At 72.2% G+C, this 17,987-nt stretch carries 16 protein-coding genes and 2 tRNA genes; 7 read left to right on the top strand and 11 right to left on the bottom strand.

Annotation, left to right across the window (positions count from 1 at the left end):
* Positions 1–26: 26 nt before the first annotated feature.
* A complete protein-coding gene (locus tag ABD401_RS05405; RefSeq protein WP_344602417.1) occupies positions 27–2,441 on the bottom strand; it encodes a PAS domain-containing protein in 2,415 nt (804 codons plus the stop codon).
* Positions 2,442–2,634: 193 nt separating this feature from the next.
* Here ABD401_RS05405 and ABD401_RS05400 point away from each other — a divergent pair.
* Positions 2,635–2,724 (top strand) — tRNA-Ser (locus ABD401_RS05400).
* Positions 2,725–2,825: 101 nt separating this feature from the next.
* Positions 2,826–4,361, top strand: coding sequence for a protein kinase domain-containing protein (locus ABD401_RS05395; RefSeq protein WP_344602415.1), 1,536 nt, complete (start codon positions 2,826–2,828; stop codon positions 4,359–4,361).
* 16 nt (positions 4,362–4,377) lie between these two features.
* Here ABD401_RS05395 and ABD401_RS05390 read toward each other — a convergent pair whose 3' ends face one another.
* From ABD401_RS05390 to ABD401_RS05365, 6 genes are read right to left on the bottom strand one after another with little or no spacing between them, the layout of a single operon-like run.
* Positions 4,378–4,677: a WXG100 family type VII secretion target gene (locus ABD401_RS05390; protein WP_344602413.1), complete on the bottom strand. Its 300-nt coding sequence runs from the start codon at positions 4,675–4,677 to the stop codon at positions 4,378–4,380.
* A 31-nt stretch (positions 4,678–4,708) separates the two neighbouring features.
* Positions 4,709–5,338, bottom strand: coding sequence for a hypothetical protein (locus ABD401_RS05385; protein WP_344602411.1), 630 nt, complete (start codon positions 5,336–5,338; stop codon positions 4,709–4,711).
* Positions 5,339–5,363: 25 nt separating this feature from the next.
* Positions 5,364–6,020: a hypothetical protein gene (locus tag ABD401_RS05380; RefSeq protein WP_344602409.1), complete on the bottom strand. Its 657-nt coding sequence runs from the start codon at positions 6,018–6,020 to the stop codon at positions 5,364–5,366.
* Entirely contained in the window at positions 6,005–6,439 is a 435-nt protein-coding gene (locus ABD401_RS05375) for a hypothetical protein (RefSeq protein ID WP_344602407.1), read from the bottom strand. The genes ABD401_RS05380 and ABD401_RS05375 overlap by 16 nt, the downstream gene beginning before the upstream one ends.
* Positions 6,436–7,743, bottom strand: a complete 1,308-nt coding sequence (locus ABD401_RS05370; protein ID WP_344602405.1) for a hypothetical protein — start codon at positions 7,741–7,743, stop codon at positions 6,436–6,438. The genes ABD401_RS05375 and ABD401_RS05370 overlap by 4 nt, the downstream gene beginning before the upstream one ends.
* Positions 7,740–8,042, bottom strand: a complete 303-nt coding sequence (locus tag ABD401_RS05365) for a hypothetical protein (RefSeq protein ID WP_344602403.1) — start codon at positions 8,040–8,042, stop codon at positions 7,740–7,742. The genes ABD401_RS05370 and ABD401_RS05365 overlap by 4 nt, the downstream gene beginning before the upstream one ends.
* 164 nt (positions 8,043–8,206) lie before the next feature.
* Between ABD401_RS05365 and ABD401_RS05360 the strand changes: the two genes are divergently transcribed.
* The 3 genes from ABD401_RS05360 (at position 8,207) to ABD401_RS05350 (ending at position 15,128) form a co-directional block, all read left to right on the top strand.
* Positions 8,207–12,559: an FtsK/SpoIIIE domain-containing protein gene (locus tag ABD401_RS05360; protein ID WP_344602401.1), complete on the top strand. Its 4,353-nt coding sequence runs from the start codon at positions 8,207–8,209 to the stop codon at positions 12,557–12,559.
* Between the two features lie 146 nt (positions 12,560–12,705).
* Positions 12,706–13,893, top strand: a complete 1,188-nt coding sequence (locus ABD401_RS05355) for an SPFH domain-containing protein (protein ID WP_344602399.1) — start codon at positions 12,706–12,708, stop codon at positions 13,891–13,893.
* 113 nt (positions 13,894–14,006) lie between these two features.
* Complete coding sequence (locus tag ABD401_RS05350; protein ID WP_344602397.1) at positions 14,007–15,128, top strand: hypothetical protein; 1,122 nt, start codon at positions 14,007–14,009, stop codon at positions 15,126–15,128.
* 21 nt (positions 15,129–15,149) lie between these two features.
* Here ABD401_RS05350 and ABD401_RS05345 read toward each other — a convergent pair whose 3' ends face one another.
* Positions 15,150–15,569 (bottom strand): hypothetical protein, encoded by a 420-nt coding sequence (locus ABD401_RS05345; RefSeq protein ID WP_344602395.1) that lies wholly within the window; start codon positions 15,567–15,569, stop codon positions 15,150–15,152.
* A 149-nt stretch (positions 15,570–15,718) separates the two neighbouring features.
* Between ABD401_RS05345 and ABD401_RS05340 the strand changes: the two genes are divergently transcribed.
* Positions 15,719–15,794, top strand: a tRNA-Arg gene (locus tag ABD401_RS05340).
* Between the two features lie 116 nt (positions 15,795–15,910).
* On the opposite strand, the gene ABD401_RS05335 is transcribed toward ABD401_RS05340, so the two are convergent.
* From ABD401_RS05335 to ABD401_RS05325, 3 genes are all read right to left on the bottom strand, one after another.
* Positions 15,911–16,207, bottom strand: coding sequence for a hypothetical protein (locus ABD401_RS05335; protein WP_344602393.1), 297 nt, complete (start codon positions 16,205–16,207; stop codon positions 15,911–15,913).
* Positions 16,204–16,488, bottom strand: coding sequence for an AbrB/MazE/SpoVT family DNA-binding domain-containing protein (locus ABD401_RS05330; RefSeq protein WP_344602392.1), 285 nt, complete (start codon positions 16,486–16,488; stop codon positions 16,204–16,206). The genes ABD401_RS05335 and ABD401_RS05330 overlap by 4 nt, the downstream gene beginning before the upstream one ends.
* Positions 16,489–16,589: 101 nt before the next feature.
* Positions 16,590–16,979 carry a winged helix-turn-helix transcriptional regulator gene (locus ABD401_RS05325; protein WP_344602390.1) on the bottom strand — a complete coding sequence of 130 codons (390 nt, stop codon included), beginning with the start codon at positions 16,977–16,979 and terminating at the stop codon, positions 16,590–16,592.
* Between the two features lie 117 nt (positions 16,980–17,096).
* Here ABD401_RS05325 and ABD401_RS05320 point away from each other — a divergent pair, with 117 nt between their 5' ends.
* Complete coding sequence (locus ABD401_RS05320; protein ID WP_344602388.1) at positions 17,097–17,963, top strand: SDR family oxidoreductase; 867 nt, start codon at positions 17,097–17,099, stop codon at positions 17,961–17,963.
* Positions 17,964–17,987: the final 24 nt, after the last annotated feature.

The following is a 17,987-nucleotide window of genomic DNA, read 5'->3' as shown; positions in this document are numbered from 1 at the left end:
AGCGGCCACTTCGTCGGACGTTGCCGTCAGCGACGGGGCGCGAGGCTCCCGATGTGGACGAGCAGGTCCGCGAGACGACCGTCGGTCCGGTCGGTCTCGCCGCGGGCGCCGATCCCGACGAGGGAGGCCCCGCGCTCGAGGCGGGAGACGTAACCCGGGGGCATCCCGTCGAGGGTGTAGACGAGCACCGGGGTGCCGACGAGCAGGTTCGTGCCGACGAGCCAGTCGAGGATGCCCGGGTTGCCCTCGGCCTCGGTGTCGAGACCGAGCAGCACCATCTCCGGCGGGCCGACGGCGGCGCGCATGGCGGCCTCGTCGGAGTTCTTCGCGTAGACGGCCTGCATGCCCTTCTTCAGCAGGCCCGCGCCGAGGGCGGTGGCGAGGGCCGGGTCCTGCTCGACGACGAGGACGCGCGCGGCGCCGGAGCGGCCCGGGGCGCGCAGGGCGCTGAGCAGGGACGGCGGTTCGAGCACGACGCCGGAGTCCTCGAGCGCGGCCTCGGTCAGACCGGCGACGACGACGAGCGGCAACGAGGCGCGGCCCGCGGCGGCACGGAGCTCACCGAGGGTCTTGCGGCTGACCGGGCCCGCGAGCGGGTCGACCAGGAGCACGCTCGCGCCCGGGTTGTTCAGCTCGCCGACCTGCGCGACGCGGGAGACGCCGGCGGCGGGGGCGCCGCGCTCGGACAGGGCACCGGAGAGACCGGAGGCGGCGTCCGGCCAGACGAGCACGGCCGGGTCCTCGGAGAGCGGGGCGGCCGGGGGCTCGGGCTCGGCGTCGGCCGGGGTCTCCGCGGCCGCGCTGACCGAGCGCAGCGAGCGCGTCGGCATCGGAATGACGGAGCCGACCGGTCCGGCCTCGCGGGCGGGGCCGTTGGCCTGGGTCCGGAGCTGGAGGATCTCCGCGCTGGGGGCGGGGATGTCCGCGGGCGTCTCCAGCGCGAGGGCCTCGACGACGGGGACCTCGACCGCGGAGACCTCGACCGCGGAGACCTCGACCGGGGGTTCCTCGGCGGGGGCCGGGGAGGCCGGGGAGGCCGGGACCGTGACCGAGGGCAGCTCGACGACGTAGCCGCGCGCGCCGGTCGTGGACGGCTCGAGCAGGAAGCGGCCGCCGTGGCGTTCGACGACGACCTGGACGAACGCGAGGTCGGGGTCGGGGCCGGTCTGCCGGCCGCGGTGCGGGCGGAGCCAGCGCAGCAGCGGGTTCTCCTGGGAGGCGTCGGCGACCTTGCTCTCGCGGACGCCGATGCGGACCTTCTCCCCCACCGTGGCGACGGTGAGCGCGACGGAGGCACCCGGCGCGCTGGACTCGACGGCGGCGCGGAGCAGCTCGCCGAGGGCGAGGCTGAGGCGGTGCGGGTCGCTGGCGACGGCCGCGGCCTCGGTGGCGAGGTTGACGGTGACCTGGCGCTCGGCGGCGAGGGCGGACACCGACGCGACGGCAGTCTCGAGCACTCGGGCGACGTCGCCGGCCTTGGTGGCCACGGTGACCTGATTCGCCATCAGGTTCTCGTAGTCCACGGCGTCCGCGGCGATCTGCCGGATTCGCTCGAGTTCGCCCGCGACCGCCTTGGGGTCGGTGAGGTCGGACTCGGCGAGGGTGGTCAGGGCCGTGAGGATCTCGTCGTCGAGGATCGCGAGCAGCCGGTTGCGGCGGCGCTCCTCCTCGACGGAGCGGGTGACGTCGGTGATCGCCGCGACGGCGCCGACGGTCGTCTCGCCGTCCTTGATCGGGACCGCGGAGACCTCGACGGGGACGGGTCCACCGTCCGAGCGCCAGAAGACTTCGCGCCGGCGGGAGATCCGCTTGCCGGTGCTGAGCACCTGGCCGATGGGGGTCTCCTCGGCCGGGTACGGCGTCCCGTCGAGCTTGGTGTGCCAGGCGAGGGTGGGGAGCTCCTTGCCGGCGACGTCGCCGAGGCGGGTGGCGAGCAGCCGCCCGGCGGCGGGGTTGGCGAGGACGACCTTGCCCTTGAGGTCGACGCCGCAGATCGCCTCCTCGGTCGCGCGGAGGATCGCCTGGGCCTGCTGGCTGGTGCGGACGAGCTCGGACTCCAGCGGCGCGCTCGTCGCCTCGTGGAGAACCAGGAGCAGGTGGTCGGGCGAGCCGGCCCACGGAACCAGGGCGCGGAAGACGTCCACCGGGAAGGTGGTGCCGTCCAGGGCGCGGGCGGTCATCCGCTGCGTGTCGCGGGCTCCGGCCGGCGCGGCGTGCCGGCTCTTCCCGGCGCGCTCCGCGGCGGGGCCGAAGTTGGGGAGGACGTCCACCACGAGGCGCCCGATCAGCGGACGCGTCGCCCCCGGCGCCTTGAAGACCTCCAGCGCCCGGGCGTTCGCGTTGACCACCGCGCCCGCCGGATCGATCAGGAGCAGCGCATCGGGAAGGTGGTCCAGAATCGTTGCGAGCAGAGCGGTGTTCCGACTCGGCCGGCCTGCCACGAAATGCCACCTCCGCGTCCGCGCGTGTCCCCACGGGACATCCACCGGGGCCCTGGACACGACCTCGGGGAAGATCCTCATCCTTCCACGCCGACCTTGATCAATGACGCCAGCCCGCGCGGACAGGCCAGACCTTTGCCGGTTACTTCTGGCGACCGGTAGCCTTGCGACGTTCTCCTCAGGGGAACGGTCGGGAGGCTTCGCCTAGTCCGGTCTATGGCGCCGCACTGCTAATGCGGTTTGGGTCTCAAGCCCATCCCGGGTTCAAATCCCGGAGCCTCCGCCGTCGGGCGGCGGGCCGGCGGATGCCGGCTCGCCGCCCGCGAACGTCCGCAACTCCCTTACTGTGAGCGCGCTGAGCTCGACGAAGATGGAACGGGCGTGATGGACGATCCGGCCGCAGCGGAGACTCCGCTCCCCACCGGTTACTCGTTGGTGCGCCCGCTCGGGTCGGGACGGGCCGGCCGGGCCCTGCTGTGCCGGGACGGTGCCGGGCGCGAGGTCGTGCTGCGGCTGCTGGCACCGCCTCCGGATCACCCGAATGTCATAGCCGAGCTCACGGCCCTGGCCGCGGCGGCCGACCATCCGTGCGCGGTTCGCCTCCACCGGGCCTGGATCGATCCCGAGGCCGGGCTGTGCCTGGAGCAGCAGTACTGCGCCGGGGGTGTGCTGGCGGCCCCGGTTCCGCAGGCCGATGCCCTGGCCGGCACGCTCCGGGTCGCGGCAGCGCTGGCCCACCTGCACAGCCACGGCGTCCTCCATCTCGACGTTCGCCCGGCCACCGTGCTGCTGGACGACGCCGGCCGGTGGTGCCTCGCGGACGCCGGTGTCGCGGCGGCGCTCGGGCTCGGTCCGGCTCCCGACACGCCCGCGCCGCGTGAGCTTCAGGGCTGGGAGGCACCGGGCCCCGCCGCCGACGTCTTCGGTCTCGGCGTCGTCCTGCACACCGCGCTCGCCGGGGCGCCGCCCGCCGGCGCCTCCGACCCCGACGTCGCGGCCCTGCCGGCGAGCACCCCGGCGATCCTGACCGCTCTGCTCACGCGCATGGTCGCCCCTGATCCGGCGGACCGCCCGGGACTGAACGAGGTCGACCAGGTTCTCCGTTCGCTCATCCCGCCGGACCGAGTCCCTGCCGTGCCCGCCCTCACCGCGACGCCTCCCCCCGGTCCCGTGCCGACCCCTCGCGTCCGGGGGCTCACGGAGCCGCCCACCGCGGACCCGGCGCAACGGCGGGGCCTGCTGGTGGCCGCGGCCGCCGCGGTCCTGTTCTTCGCGGGAGCCGCTGGAGTCGTCGCGACCCACGGCACGGGCAACGAGGACCGCGCACAACTCGCCGGGTCCGCCACCCAGGTCGCTCCGGTCGCCACGCCGACCCTGACGCCGAGCACCTCGCCGGTCGCCACCCCCACCGCGACCGCGAAACCCATCGCGACGCCGGAGCCGAGGAAGCCGCGCCGCCCCAAGCCCCGGGGGACCACCGCCGAAGCGAGCGGAGCGCTCGTCGACCAGGGCTTCGTCCCCTACCGGATCTCCGTCTTCGAGTACCGGAACCGGATCGGCGTTCTCCTGCACATGGCGCGGATCTCCGCGGGTCTGAAGGAGATTCGGCTCTACTCCGTCAGGCCGAACGGATCGGACCGCCGCATCGGGGACGACGAGTTCACGGGCCCCACGCCGAGCTCGGACCCGCGAAGCATCGCCTTCTTCTTCGGCCCGGACGTCCCGCTGGACCGCTGCGTGAGCATCGTGCCGGTGCTCACGGACGGCCGGAAAATTCCCGACCCCCGGATCGTGTGTGTCCAGCCGTTGTCCGATCAGGAGCGCGTCTTCGCCGACGACGCCTGGGTGAAGTACCTGGACCAGACGCGCACCACGGGAGCCACCCCGAGACCGACCAGGACCCCCTCTCGCTCGACGTGATCGAGCCCGGGTGGGTCTACTGCCGGTTCAGGGCCGAGGACAGGTCCTGATCCGCACGCTGGAACGTGTCCGCCGCCGTGGTGAGGTAGCGGCCCATGTCCTCGAGCCCGCTGATCGTCTTCGCGGCCCCGGTGGAGAACTCGTGGAACGACGCCTCGAACTGCTTGCTCGAGGTGTCCGTGACGTAGCCGCCGTTGACGAGTGAGTTCACCAGCTTCTGAAGCTCGTTGAGCTTCTGCGTGATCTCCTCGCGTCCCGCGTTCAACCGGCTCGCGGCGGACCGCATCTCCTCGTAGGTGACATTCACGTTCGGCATGGGCTCGCCTCTTTCCGGATGCGGCTGCGCGTCAGCTCGACGACGTGGTCCAACGGAACGTGCTCATGATCGCATCGAACAGTTCGACCAGCAGATCAGCAAGCTCATCGGCCGGATCACCCTGCCCCACGGTGGAGAAGGTGACCACGATCCACTGGCTCGCGTCGCCGGGGACCGGAAGCACATAGTCCACGCGGCGCGCGCCGAAGTCGAGCGCTTCGGCCTGCGGCGGCTCGATCGTCACGGACCGGGCACCGGCCGCGCCGTCGACGGTCACCGCCGCGGACGCGCGCGCGTCCGCCACCAACAGCGACACCACGTGCTCTGGGTCAGGCGTGTCCGACACGGTGTCGAAGGCCACCTGACTGACGATGAAGGAGGCCGCGACAACAACCCCGTGCACCGGTCCCGTGGGGAGGTACAGGTCCAGGCCGCTGCGTTCCCGCGCCGCGTCCGCCATCTCCCGCAGGCGTTGCTGGAGTTCCCGGCGAGCCGGGGCCGCCTCGTCCCGAGCGTGCCCACGGAACGATTCGTCGAGGACTCTCTGGATCGCGTCGTCGGTTCCCGAGCGCAAGGGCAGACGCGCCCACCCCGGAGGCAGCACGAGTGAGTATCCGGCGATCTGACGCCCCGTAAGCCCCGGCGGGATCGGCCGATTCACCGCGACACTCCCGTCATCAGCCAGGTCAGGGGACGCGAGCGAGGCACTCGGGCTCGAAGCCCCAGCGCACCTGTCGGACGAACTCGTCGAGATCGTCCATCGACTGCATGAGCCGGCCGAGGTCCGGCTCGACGGTGACGACCGTGAGGACCGCCTCCTGCTCGGGGATGCTGAAGGCGTAGCGCACGGAGGCGGTGAGGCCGTCGGACTCGATGCCGGGGTCCGGAACGAACGTGCAGTAGAGAAGCGCGCGCAGTCCGGCGCCGAGATGCTCGCTGCTGAACGGGGTCACCAGCGGCGGCTCGACCGTCGTCGGGTCCTTCGCCTGGACTGCTTGCTCGACCGTCAGACCCGGTGTGGTGTCGATCCAGACCTGGACGAGCATGGGGAACTGGCTGGGGTCAGGGACATGGAGGTAGGCGACAACCTCGAACGGCAGATCGGGATCGGTGCCACCGCATTCGCGCGCGTAGTGAGTGAAGATCGCCTCGAGCCGCGGGATGCCCTGTCGATCCGGCACCCGTCCGTCCCAGAACTCCGGTGCGACTTCAGCCGCCCATTCCTGAGGGCTCGCCCACGTCTCCGGCCCGAAGTACGTCGGGATCTCCAGCCAGATCCTGGGGTCGTACGCCACGTTCGCGTACAACCGGACCTCCTCCGTCCCCGTCACCGAGTCCGCCAACGGAAGAACAGTCCGATCGTCAGCAAGGAACTGACCAGGCACGCGGCCCAGTAGCCACGGCTCACGGCATCACCGGCGACCGGCAGGACAGTCGCGCTGAAGAACAACGCAACGCCGGCACCGATGGCGATCAGCCGGCTCAGCGTCCAGTCTCGACGGACCGGCGTCCGACATCGAACGAGGGCCACCAGGGCCGCCGGACCAGGAAGACCGAAGAGCTCACCCGGCGGTCGGACGTCGACGACCAGATCCACGACTGCGACGAGCAGCGGCACGTTCACCGAGATGAGGAGCACTGCGCCCATCGCGAGCACCGTCGTCTCCCGCACGAGTACGTCGTCGCGAGACGGCCCGCGGCTGACCGCCACCGGATCGATCCGCTCCGACACCTCCACTCTCCACTGCAGGATCCGTCTCACCAGCCCGACCCTGTCTCACGTGCGAAGAAGTTCCTGGTCACAGTCGACCCCTTGTCACTCAGATCGACGACGGTGCCGGCGCTGAACGAGATCGTTCCGACCCTCCGCAGAGCCTCGACCTGACTGGACGCGGCCTGTACGCCGGCATGCGTGGCGAACTGCGAGCGGAACGCGAGTACACGCTGCGACGCTCGCGCGACGTCGACGTTCCCCCCAGCCAGCGCGGCCATGCCGCGGACCTGGGGCAGCGGCTCGGCACGCACCGCCGCCGCCGCTCGTGCGCCTGCGCGCGCAGCGGAGCGGTGGGCAGTGTCGATGACCGCTTGTGCTCCTCGCCGACCCGCGGCGCTCGATCGTGGGTCCGCGAGGACCCGGGCCGCACGAAGGCGACGAATCTGAGTGGCCTCAAGAACGGCCCGTCTCGCGCCGGTCCGGGCGGCCGCGGCGGCCGCCAATCGCGTGTTCGCGTCAGCCAGTCGAACTCCGCCGGCAGCCCATCGCCCGAGCCCGAACGTCGCCAGGGCGAACGCATCGAGCCCGAAGCTCGTCCACGACCCCGACCCCTCGACCGCCAGCAGACCGTGCCCCAGAGCCGCTCCCGCGGTCAGCCAGATGACGACGTTGACGCCCGGCACCGCGGATCCGGCCAACACCGCGACCACGATCGCTGAGACGGCGACCGCGGTCGCCACCAGACTCAGCGCGTCACTCACTCCTTTGAGCCAGCCGGCGTTGCGCGCGACGAGGTCCTTGAACCTGTCCCAGCGGCCGTCCTTGACGTCGTCGTCGGTGGCGTCGTCGATGAGGTCGGCGATCTCGCGGCCGCGCCGCTGGGCGGTCTCCACGACCGTGGCCAACTGATCACGTGCTTGGCGCAGCATGCACTCGGCGTCGTCGACCGCGCACTGCACCGCCGGGACGTCCGGCCCCGTCGTGACGGCAGCACCACGGATCTCCTCGGCGGCCTTGGCCTTGTCCAACGCCGCCAAGGTTTCGGCCTGATACCCGGTCAGCTCGGGCGCCCACTTCTCGAGATGACCGCTGACGTGTTCGTACCGGCCGACCGCCTTCTCCAGTCGGCCGGCGAGGTCGGCCGCCGAACTGCGGAGCTTCTCGGCGAACTCCCCGGCCAGCGTGTCGTCCTCGCCGATCCGCCGGAGGGTCGCGATCTGAGCGCGCATCTCGGCACCCAGGTCCCGCAACCGTTTGGCCTCCTGCGCGACGGCGACGGGATCGCCCGGCAGCGGATCCGTCGCAGCGAGCGGGGCCCAGTCCCGCGGACGAGGCCGGGGTGGGAACGTCACGGCGGGCCGTCCTGCGGACCGACGGTCAGGCTGCCCGCCAGGCCGCGCTCCACGTCACGAAAGGTGGTCGCGGTGGCGGCGCACATCTCCCCGACCGAGCGCACGGATTCGAGCAGCCCCCGGCGGTGCCGGTCCCAGTTGCCGGCGAACCCGCTCATGGCCTTGCGGATGTGAACCGAGCCCCAGATCTCCCCGACCTCGTCCCGGTGCCGCTCCATCTGCTCGAACTCGGCGGCAATGCGGCTCAGAGCGGTGTGCACGCGGTCCAACGAGACGTAGTCGACCTGCAGATCGGCCATGACCCACCTCCGCCCCGCGCACGCCCCGGACCTGGGGTCGATTTGACCCCACCCGGTTTGTCCCGGTCCACTCCGGGCGGGATTCTTGCACGCACGACCGTCACCGGGACGGTCGTCGTCCACAACCTCGCGGGGATGGACCAGCAGTGGATTTTCGGTTGACCGTGAGCGCGCCAGGCGCACCGGACACCGACGTGCTCGTCGACGTCGACCCGGGTTCCCCCCTCGGGGACCTGGCCGAACACCTCGGGGCCCGGGTCGGCGTGGCCGGCCGCGCGGAGCGGTGGCGCCTGTACCTCGACGGCGCCGAACTGGACCCCGCGACGCCGGTGCAGCTGTCCCCCCTGCGCGACGGTGTGCGCATCGACCTGAGGGAGCCGGGCCGGCGCCCGCGGGAACCCCAGGGCGTCGTCGAGGTCCGCGTGGTGAGCGGCCCGGGTGCCGGACAGCGGTGGCGCCTCGGTCCGGGGGTGGCCACCGTCGGGGCCTCCGCATCCGACCGGATCCACCTCGGCGAGCTGCCGGCAGCAGCGGCGACGCTGAACGTCCAGGCCGACGGGCACTGCGCCGTCGCCCCGTCGGCGGACACGCCCGCCACCCTGGAATCCGAGTCCGTCTCGGCAACCGTCCCCTGGCCGAGCGGGCACCTGCTGAGCCTCGGGCCCTACCTCCTGGACATCGCGACGCCCGACTTCCCGGACGCCTCGCTGCATCCGTCCGAGGACGGATCCGGCCTCGACTACAGCCGCCCCCCGCGGCTGGCGCCGGCCGAGCGGTCGACTCAGTTCACCCTCCCCCCGTGTCCCCGGCCCAACGACCCCCGGCCGATGCCGTGGGTGATGGCGATCGTCCCGCTCGTCGCCGCCCTGGTCATGGCCAAGCTCTTCGGCAACCTCCTCTTTCTCGCGTTCGCCTTCCTCAGCCCCATCTCCTTGCTGGCCAACCACCTCTCCGACCGCCGGCACGGCAGGCGGACCTTCCGTTCGACCCTGGCCGAGTACACGAGGCGGCGGGCGTCGATCGTCGCCGACGCCGAGGCAGCACTGGCGGCCGAGCAGGCGCAGCGCCGCCACCACTGCCCCGACCCGGCGGTGATCGGTCTCATCGCCACCGGCCCCCGGCAGCGACTCTGGGAGCGCCGGCGACGCGACGAGGACCGACTGCTGTTGCGCCTGGGCACCGGCACGCTGCCGAGCGAGGTCGTCCTGAACGACCCGGACCGCGAGGAGCACCACCGCCGCGTGCCGCTGGAGCTCCACGAGGTTCCTGTCACGACGTCACTCGCCGAGCACGGTGTCATCGGGATCGCGGGGCGCACGGAACAGACCCGCGCGCTCGGCCGTTGGCTCGTCGCCCAGGCCGCGACGCTGCACAGTCCCGCCGACGTCGGAGTCTGCGTCCTCACCGAACCCGGCGGCGCGGAATCGTGGTCGTGGGCGGGCTGGTTGCCGCACGCACGCCCACGGGACGGCCAGCAGACCGTCGCGCTGCTCGGGACCAACGCCGACACGACGGCCCGCCGTATCTCGGAACTGCTGGCGCAACTGACGGCCCGGCAGTCCGCCGTGCGCGCGGCCGGCTCGGGGGCAACGCTCGACGCTCCCGACATCCTCGTCGTGCTCGACGGCTCCCGGCGGCTGCGCGCGCTCCCCGGAGTGGCGCAGATCCTGGCGGACGGGCCGGCCGTCGGCATCCGATCGATCTGCCTGGACACCGAACCCCGGCTGTTGCCCGAGGAGTGCCGCGCCGTGGCCGTCTTCGACGGACAAGGATCCCTGACGCTGCGTCAGGACGGCGCCGACGACATCGCTGGGGTTCGCCCGGACCTGGTGACGGTGAGCTGGAGCGAGGCCGTTGCTCGCGGCATGGCGCCCATCCGGGACGTCACTCGCGACGACGACGACGCTCTGCCTCCGAGCTGCCGCCTCCTGGACGTCCTCGGCCTCGAACCGCCGACCGCCGACCGCATCGTCGCCGGCTGGCGGGTGAGCGGGCGGTCGAGTCGCGCCACCATCGGCGCCTCTCTCGACTGCGCGTTCAGCATCGACCTCGTCGCCGACGGGCCGCACGGGCTCATCGCCGGCACGACCGGGTCGGGAAAGTCGGAACTGCTGCAGAGTCTGGTCGCGTCGTTGGCGGTCGCCAACCGGCCCGACGCCATGACCTTCATCCTCGTCGACTACAAGGGGGGCAGCGCGTTCGCCGACTGCGCGAAGCTCCCCCACACGGTCGGCATGGTGACCGACCTCGACACGCACCTCGTCGGCCGTGCGCTGGAGTCACTCGGCGCGGAGTTGCGCCGCCGCGAGCATCTCTTCGCCGCCGCGGGAGTCCCCGGGCTGCCGGAGTACGAGGCCGCGCGGCAACGCGACCCGTCCCTGGGCCCACTGCCCCGTCTCCTCATCGTCATCGACGAGTTCGCCTCACTGGCCCGGGAGCTGCCCGAGTTCGTCAGCGGTCTGGTGAACGTTGCCCAACGCGGCCGTTCCCTGGGCATCCACCTCATCCTCGCGACCCAACGACCGTCGGGGGTGGTCTCTCCCGAGATCCGCGCGAACACCAACCTCCGGATCGCCCTGCGCGTCACCGACACGACCGAGAGCACGGACATCATCGACGCTCCGGACGCGGCCCGGATCCTGAAGTCCATGCCGGGACGCGCCTACGCACGCCTCGGCCACAACTCGCTGCTCCCGTTCCAGGCCGGGCGCATCGGCGGCCGACGCCCCAGCGCCGTGGCGACGTCCTCCGCCGAACCGTTCGTCGCGATCCTCGGTCAGGACTCGCTCGGGCTGCCGCGGCCGAACCGGCCCGAGGGACCGCGCGTCCCCGACCTCGCCCCCACGACCGACCTCTCGGTGCTTGTCGACGCCATCCGGCAAGCCAACGACGCGTTGGGGATCGCACCCCAGCCCAGCCCGTGGCTGCCCCCCTTGAGCGCCAGTGTCCTGCTCGAAGACCTCCATCGTCCCGACACCACCACCGATCGCGCCGGGACCCTGCGCCCGGCCCCCTTCGCAGTTACTGACGTACCGTCAGAACAACGGCGGGAGGTGTGGTCGGTCGATCTGGCCGATTTCGGCCACCTCTTCGTCGCCGGAGCCCCGCGCACCGGACGGTCCCAGACTCTGCGGACCATCGCGGCGTCTCTCGCTCGGGAGAACTCGAGCCGTGACGTGCATCTGTTCGGCCTCGACTGCGGCAACGGCGCTCTCCTCGCGCTCCGGGCGCTGCCGCACTGCGGCGCCGTGGTCCGCAGTGGCGAGACCGAGCGCGCCCGGCGCCTCATCGATCGGCTCACGAACGAGATGCGTTCGCGCATGACCCACCTGGGCGAGCGGCACGTCACCGACATCTCCGAGCAGAGAGCGACCGCCGGTCCGGATGAGCGACTGCCTCATCTGATCCTGCTGATCGACCGCTGGGAGGGGTTCCTGGCCTCGCTGGGCGAGCAGGACGCCGGTTTCCTCACCGACGCCGTGATGCAGCTGGGACGGGAGGGCGCGAGCGTCGGCATCCACCTGATCGTGTCCGGAGACCAGGCCCTGTTGGGCGGGCGCATCGGAGCGCTCACGGAGAGCAAACTCGTTCTCCGCCTGGCGGACAAGTCGGACTACTCCCTGATCGGGATCCCCGGTCGGCAGGTCGCGGACGGCCTTCCGGCTGGCCGTGCCTACCGAGCCCAGGGGGGGCACCAGACGCAGGTCGCGCTGCTGGACCTCGATCCGTCCGGCGCTGCGCAGGCGGCCGCGATCGAACGCATCGGCGCCGCGGCGCGCGCGCGGGACGGCGAACTGCCTCCGTCGGCCCAGCCGTTCGGAGTCGACGTGCTGCCGTCCCGCATCACCTTCGAGCAGGCGTGGACGTGGCGCACGGCGGAACCGACCCCGTTGGCCGGCCTCCTCGCCGTGGGAGGGGACCGACTGGCCGCCTACGGTCCCGACCTCGCCGACGGCACGCCCGCCTTCGTCGTCGCCGGGCCTCCTCGGTCCGGCCGCAGCACCGCGCTGCGGACCCTCGCCGCGTCCTACCTCCGCATCGGAACCCGGGTCGTGCTCGTGGCCCCACGGACGTCCCCGCTGCGCGACCCGTTCCCGGGCCCCGGGCAGCCCGTTGCCGTCCTCACCGGTTCGGACCTGGACCCCGACGCGCTCAGGAAACTGCTGCTCGACGGCGGACCGGTGGTTCTCCTCGTCGACGACGCCGAACTGCTGCGTGACTGCGCCGCAGCCGCCGAACTCAGCGCGATCGTTCGGCGGCAACTCGGCGAGGACGTCGGTCTGGTGCTGGCCGGGGACGCCGACTCGGTCTGCGCCGGATTCTCCGGCTGGCAGGTCGAGGCCCGGAAGGCCCGTCGCGGCCTTCTGCTCTCGCCGCAGAACATCACCGACGCCGACCTCATCGGGATCCGCCTGCCGCGGACGTCGGTCGGCAACCCGATCCAGCCCGGCCGGGGCATCCTCCACCTCGGGAACGGGGAGCCGCTCGTCGTCCAGGTGCCGATCGCGTCCGAGTGAACGCGGGCGAAGGCACACCAACGGCCGGCGACCCTGCTCCCGGACACGACGCCCCGGTGCTCGTATGCCACTGACGGCGCTCAGCGACGCGCGCTAGCGTCAGCCTCGGGCTCCGGCCTCCGACGCTCTCGACGAGGGGACTGCAGATGGGACTGATCGACAAGCTCAAGGGCGAACTCGTTGACATCATCGAATGGATCGATGATTCACGAACGACCTTGGCCTGGCGGTTCCCCCGCTACAACAACGAGATCAAGAACGGCGCGGAGCTGATCGTCCGCGAGGGCCAGAAGGCGGTGTTCGTCTACCGCGGCCAGCTCGCCGACAAGTTCGAGCCCGGCCACTACAAGCTGACCACCGAAGCGCTGCCGATCCTCGCGACGCTGCAGGGCTGGAAGCACGGCTTCCAGAGCCCGTTCCGCAGCGAGGTCTACTTCATCAACACCCGGCCCGTGACGGACCTGCGCTGGGGGACCCCGCAGCCGATCACGATCCGCGACCCCGACTTCTCGATGATCCCGATCCGGGCGAACGGCCTGTGCGTCGTCCGCATCGCGGACCCGGAGATCTTCCTCCGCGAGGTCATCGGTACCGACTCGGCCGTCGAGCTCGAGGAGCTGACCGAGCTGCTCCGCCGCCTGATCGCGACCGCGTTCGCCGACCTGCTCACCGGCTCCGGCTACGGCGCCCTGGAGCTCCAGGGCAAGAACGCGGAGATCGCCGACCAGCTCCGTGCCCTGGTCGCCGAGCGCGTCGACGACGAGTACGGCCTCGCGATCGAGTCGATCGCCATGAACGTCTCACTGCCGGAGGAGGTCACCGCGGCTCTCACCGCCGGTGTCGCCCGCGGTGTCGAGACCCGCGGCTACGTGCAGAACGTCGGTGACGTCGGTCGACTCCAGCAGGTCCGCGCGGCGGATGCGACGCTCGCCGCCGCGGAGAACCCCGGCGGCGCCGCCGGCGCGATGGTCGGTGCCGGCATCGGGCTCGGCCTCGGCGGTCAGCTCGGGCAGACCATCGCTGCCAACCAGGCCCTCGGTGCCACCCCGCCGCCGCTGGTCTCGCCGATGTTCCACGTCGAGATGAACGGCCAGGCCACCGGCCCGTACAACCTGCAGCAGCTGCAGCAGGCCGCTCAGGCGGGGCAGATCAACGCGCAGACGCTGGTCTGGTCCGCCGGCATGGCCGGCTGGGCCGCGGCGGCCTCGGTGGCACAGCTCGCGCCGCTGTTCGCGACGCCCCCGCCGCCGCCTCCGCCCCCGGCGCCGCCCGCTCCCCCGGCCCCGCCGGCCCCGCCGGCCCCGCCCGCTCCGCCGGCGCCGTCCGGCCAGTGAGCACGTCCGACGGCCCGCCCCCAATCCCGGGGGCGGGGCCGACTCCTGTGCCCCCACCGGTCCCCGGCCCGCCGCCGATCCCCGGTCCGCCGCCAATCCCGACCCCACCCCCGATGCCGACGCCCCCGCGACTGGGGGACGGGACGACGCCGGACCTGACCACCGTCCACTTCGCGTGCGTGAACTGCGGCGGTCAGCTGGTCTTCCACCCGCCGACCCGGGGGATGAAGTGCCCGAGCTGCGGCGGCGAACGACCGATCGAGGCCTCGGAGGAGAAGCCGGCCGAGCGGGACCTGCTCGCCACCCTCGAGGACCAGCGCAAGCCCCCGTCGGCGCAGGCTGTCACCTCCGGCCCCCAGAAGGAGCTGGTCTGCCCGAACTGCAACGGGCACATCGGCTTCGTCGGGTCTCTGACCGCAACCCGGTGCCCGTTCTGCGCCTCGCCGGTTCAGCGCAGTGACATCCACGAGGCGCCGAACCGGCTGCCGGTGGACGGCGTCGTCCCGTTCGGGATCGACACCAAGGCCGCCGAGGAGAAGGTCAAGGACTGGATCAACGGGCGCTGGTTCGCCCCGAACGACTTCAAGAAATACTCGAAGACCGGCTCGTTCACCGGCGTCTACCTGCCGTTCTTCACCTTCGACGCGCAGACCTACACCGAGTACGAGGGCGAGCGCGGCGACACCTACACCGTCACCGTCGGGACCGGGCAGAACCGCCGGACCGAGACCCGCATCCGCTGGCGGCACGTCCGCGGCGCGGTCGACGTCCCGTTCGACGACGTCGCGATCGGCGCCGAGAACTCCCTCGACCCCGAGCGCCTGCGGGCCCTCGAGCCGTGGCCGACGCAGGCCGCCGTAGCGTTCCGCCCCGAGTACCTCGCGGGGTCGATGTCGCGCTTCTACGAGAAGGAGCTCGAGCTCTGCCACAGCGAGGCCGTGCAGCGGATGAACAACGACATCGCGTACGCGATCCGTCGAGACATCGGCGGTGACCACCAGCGCATCCACCGCACCGACACGACCTGGAGCCGGCAGACCTACCGGCACCTGCTGCTGCCGATCTTCCTGCTCGTCGTGATGTTCCACGCAAAGCCGTACCAGGTCTTCGTCAACGGCGTCACCGGCGAGGTCCACGGCGAGCGGCCCTACAGCTGGGTCAAGATCACCCTCGCGGTGATCGCCGCCCTGATCGTCGTCGGAATCGGACTCGGCATCTACTACGGCTCGAAGTAGCGCCGCGACGTCAGGCCCGCGTCAGGCCCGCGCTGCTCCCGGCCGGAGCAGCGCGGCCGCGAAGGCGAGGTCGTAGCCGGCGCACAGGGCCGGGTACCAGCGGGGCAGCCCGCCGCCGGGGCCGGAGTCGTGGCGGGCGTCGAAGAGGGCATGGGCGGCCCAGCCGGCGGCGATCAGGGCCCGGGCGGGGGTGCCTCCGCGCTCGCGGGCCTTCATCGCCACGCCCGTCGCCGCGGCGACCGAGCCGATCTCCCGGGCGGCGGCCAGGCTCACCCGGCGGCCGCGCCGGGCCGCGGGGTAGACCGCGGCCGCGGTGACCAGGCCGGCCGCCCCGAGCTGCGCCCGCACGTTCGGGAACCGCGTGCGGGCGAGCTCCTCAACCGCCCAGCCGCTCGCCGCCCCGACTGCGATCGCCACCACATCTGTCGCCCGCAACGCCATCCCGCCCGCCTTCGCCGATCACCATCTGCCCAGGTCAACCGGTACATCGTGGCGAACACTCCGGCCGGGCGGAACCCCGGGCCGGGATCTCGTTTCGACCCACCGCGGCCCGGCCGCTACACTTCCCGACGGCCCGCTTTCGGGGGCCTGCGCCCGTAGCTCAACGGATAGAGCATCTGACTACGGATCAGAAGGTTAGGGGTTCGAGTCCCTTCGGGCGCGCCAGCTCCACCAGCACGACGCTTGGGCTCGGTTCCAGAGCCGCGCGGCCTCGCCGGCGACGCAAAGACCCGCTTCCGGTTGGACCGGAGGCGGGCTCTTCTGCCGTCCGGATCGACTGGTCAGGGATTCGCGAAGATCCCGTGGCCCCCGATGCGCCGCCAGATGATGCGCGTTTCGCCCTGGTGCTGGGGCTGCCCGTACTCCCAGGTCGCCCGCCCATCCGGGGCGAAGGTGATCTCGAAAATCCCCGGCGCCGCCTGAACCGGCTTGACGCGCAGCCCCGGGCGTGGCGGCCGGCCGTGCATGAGGTCCTCGGCGAACCTGCGGACGGCTACCGCGAAGCGCTCCTGCTCCGGAATGGCCAGCTTGTTCCAGTCCCGCAGAAAGCGCGTTGTTCGCTCGTGGGCGACATTCACTGACCGAGGCTCTTCAGGAACTCGTCCGTACTGTCGAACTTCTCCGTCTCGCCGCGGGCGATCTCCTGCGACGCCTCAACCTCGCCCGCCTGCCACTCCGGGGACCAGAACCAGGCCTGGTCGGCGGCGATGGTGCGGACGGCGCGTACGTAGACGACGCCGTCCTCCTCGCGGAATTCGACGTCGTCCCCCTCGCGCGCGTGCAGCGCTTCACGAATCCGGGCGGACAGCGTGATCTGGCCCTTGGCGCGGAGCGTGGCCTTCCCCAGCAAGTCACTCATGTCAGCAGTGTGCATCGGCGCTGGTTGGAAAGTAAGACTTTCCAACAGTCTTGGTGACTTCGCCTCCGGCCCGCCCTCAGGAGCGCGGGCAACACCCCAGGTCAGCGCGGTTGGCGGCCTGGGATTTCTGTTTCCCGGCCGTCGTAGCGGTCGCGGGCGTCGAGGACCTCACCCATGTGGTCGACGGCCCAGCGTTCGAGGGCGGCGATCGGTTCGCCGAGGGAGCGGCCGAGGTCGGTGAGCTCGTAGTCGACGCGGACCGGGACGGTCGGGGTCACCGTGCGGGTGATCAGGCCGTCGCGTTCCAGGCCGCGGAGGGTCTGGGTGAGCATCTTCTGACTGATGCCCTCGATCTCGCGGGCGAGCTCGGTGAAGCGGCGGGGGCCACCGGCGAGCGAGCGCATGATCAGGATCGTCCACCGGTCGCCGACGCGGTCGAGCACCTGCCGGCTCGGGCACAGGGCGGCGTACGGGTCGGGCGCGAGAGTCACGGTCGCCTCCGGGTGGGTTACGCACTTTCAGGTGCCTACTCTCCAACGGGAAGTGACCCCGGCGCATTCCGGTTCCACCCCAGCGAGACACCACCCCTCTCGTGAAGGAGAACCGCCATGACCCTCGCCGTCACCGCCGCCACCGGCGGCCTCGGCCGTGAGACCCTCGACGCGCTGCTGCGCCGGGTGCCCGCCTCCGAGCTCGTCGCGATCGCGCGCCGACCGGAGGCCCTCGCCGACCTCGCCGCCCTCGGCGTCGAGATCCGCGGGGCGAGCTACGACGACCCCGACGCCCTCCGCGCCGCGCTCACCGGCGTCGACCGCCTGCTGTTGATCTCCGGCAGCGAGGTGGGCCGCCGCGTCGTCCAGCACGGCAACGTGATCGACGCGGCGAAGGCCGCCGACGTCCCGTTCGTCGCCTACACGAGCATCACCCGCGCCGACACGACCTCGCTGCTGCTCGCCGCGGAGCACCGCGCCACCGAGGAGGCGCTCGCGCAGTCCGGGCTGACCTACGCGCTGCTGCGCAACGGCTGGTACCACGAGAACTACCTCGCCCACCTGCCCACGTACCTCGCGAACGGGGTGGCCGGTGCCGCCGGCGACGGGCTCATCAGCGGCGCCGCGCGCGCCGACTATGCCGAGGCCGCGGCCGCGGTCCTCACCGGCACCGGCCACGACGGCGCGGTCTACGAGCTCGGCGGCTCGGCGTACACCCTGACCGACCTCGCGGCGACGATCTCCGCCGTCACCGGCCGGGAGGTCCGCTACACGAACCTGACCGAGGAGGCCTACCGCGACCTGCTGATCGGACTCGGCCTGCCGGAGCCGATGGCCGCCGTCGTCGCGGACGCCGACCGGGGCATCGCCGCCGGCGAACTCCACGTCCCCGGCTCCGACCTCGCGGCGCTGATCGGCCGCGAGCCGGTCTCGCTGCGCGCGGCTGTCGAGGCCGCGGTCGCCACCGCCGCCGCCGCGGCCTGAGCGACGCGCGCCGCCGCGCGGCAG

It is taken from the genome of Sporichthya brevicatena, assembly GCF_039525035.1.
GTDB classification, from domain to species: domain Bacteria; phylum Actinomycetota; class Actinomycetes; order Sporichthyales; family Sporichthyaceae; genus Sporichthya; species Sporichthya brevicatena.
The sequence above is the reverse complement of the archived record's forward strand: the minus strand, read 5'-3'. Positions and strand labels throughout refer to the sequence as shown.

Bases quoted from the DNA above. Each gene is read 5' to 3' on its own strand.
- ABD401_RS05395 (WP_344602415.1), top strand. From the start codon at position 2,826: ATGGACGATCCGGCCGCAGCGGAGACTCCGCTCCCCACCGGTTACTCG.
- ABD401_RS05390 (WP_344602413.1), bottom strand. From the start codon at position 4,677: ATGCCGAACGTGAATGTCACCTACGAGGAGATGCGGTCCGCCGCGAGC.
- ABD401_RS05365 (WP_344602403.1), bottom strand. From the start codon at position 8,042: ATGGCCGATCTGCAGGTCGACTACGTCTCGTTGGACCGCGTGCACACC.
- ABD401_RS05355 (WP_344602399.1), top strand. From the start codon at position 12,706: ATGGGACTGATCGACAAGCTCAAGGGCGAACTCGTTGACATCATCGAA.
- ABD401_RS05350 (WP_344602397.1), top strand. From the start codon at position 14,007: ATGCCGACGCCCCCGCGACTGGGGGACGGGACGACGCCGGACCTGACC.
- ABD401_RS05345 (WP_344602395.1), bottom strand. From the start codon at position 15,569: ATGGCGTTGCGGGCGACAGATGTGGTGGCGATCGCAGTCGGGGCGGCG.
- ABD401_RS05330 (WP_344602392.1), bottom strand. From the start codon at position 16,488: ATGAGTGACTTGCTGGGGAAGGCCACGCTCCGCGCCAAGGGCCAGATC.
- ABD401_RS05320 (WP_344602388.1), top strand. From the start codon at position 17,097: ATGACCCTCGCCGTCACCGCCGCCACCGGCGGCCTCGGCCGTGAGACC.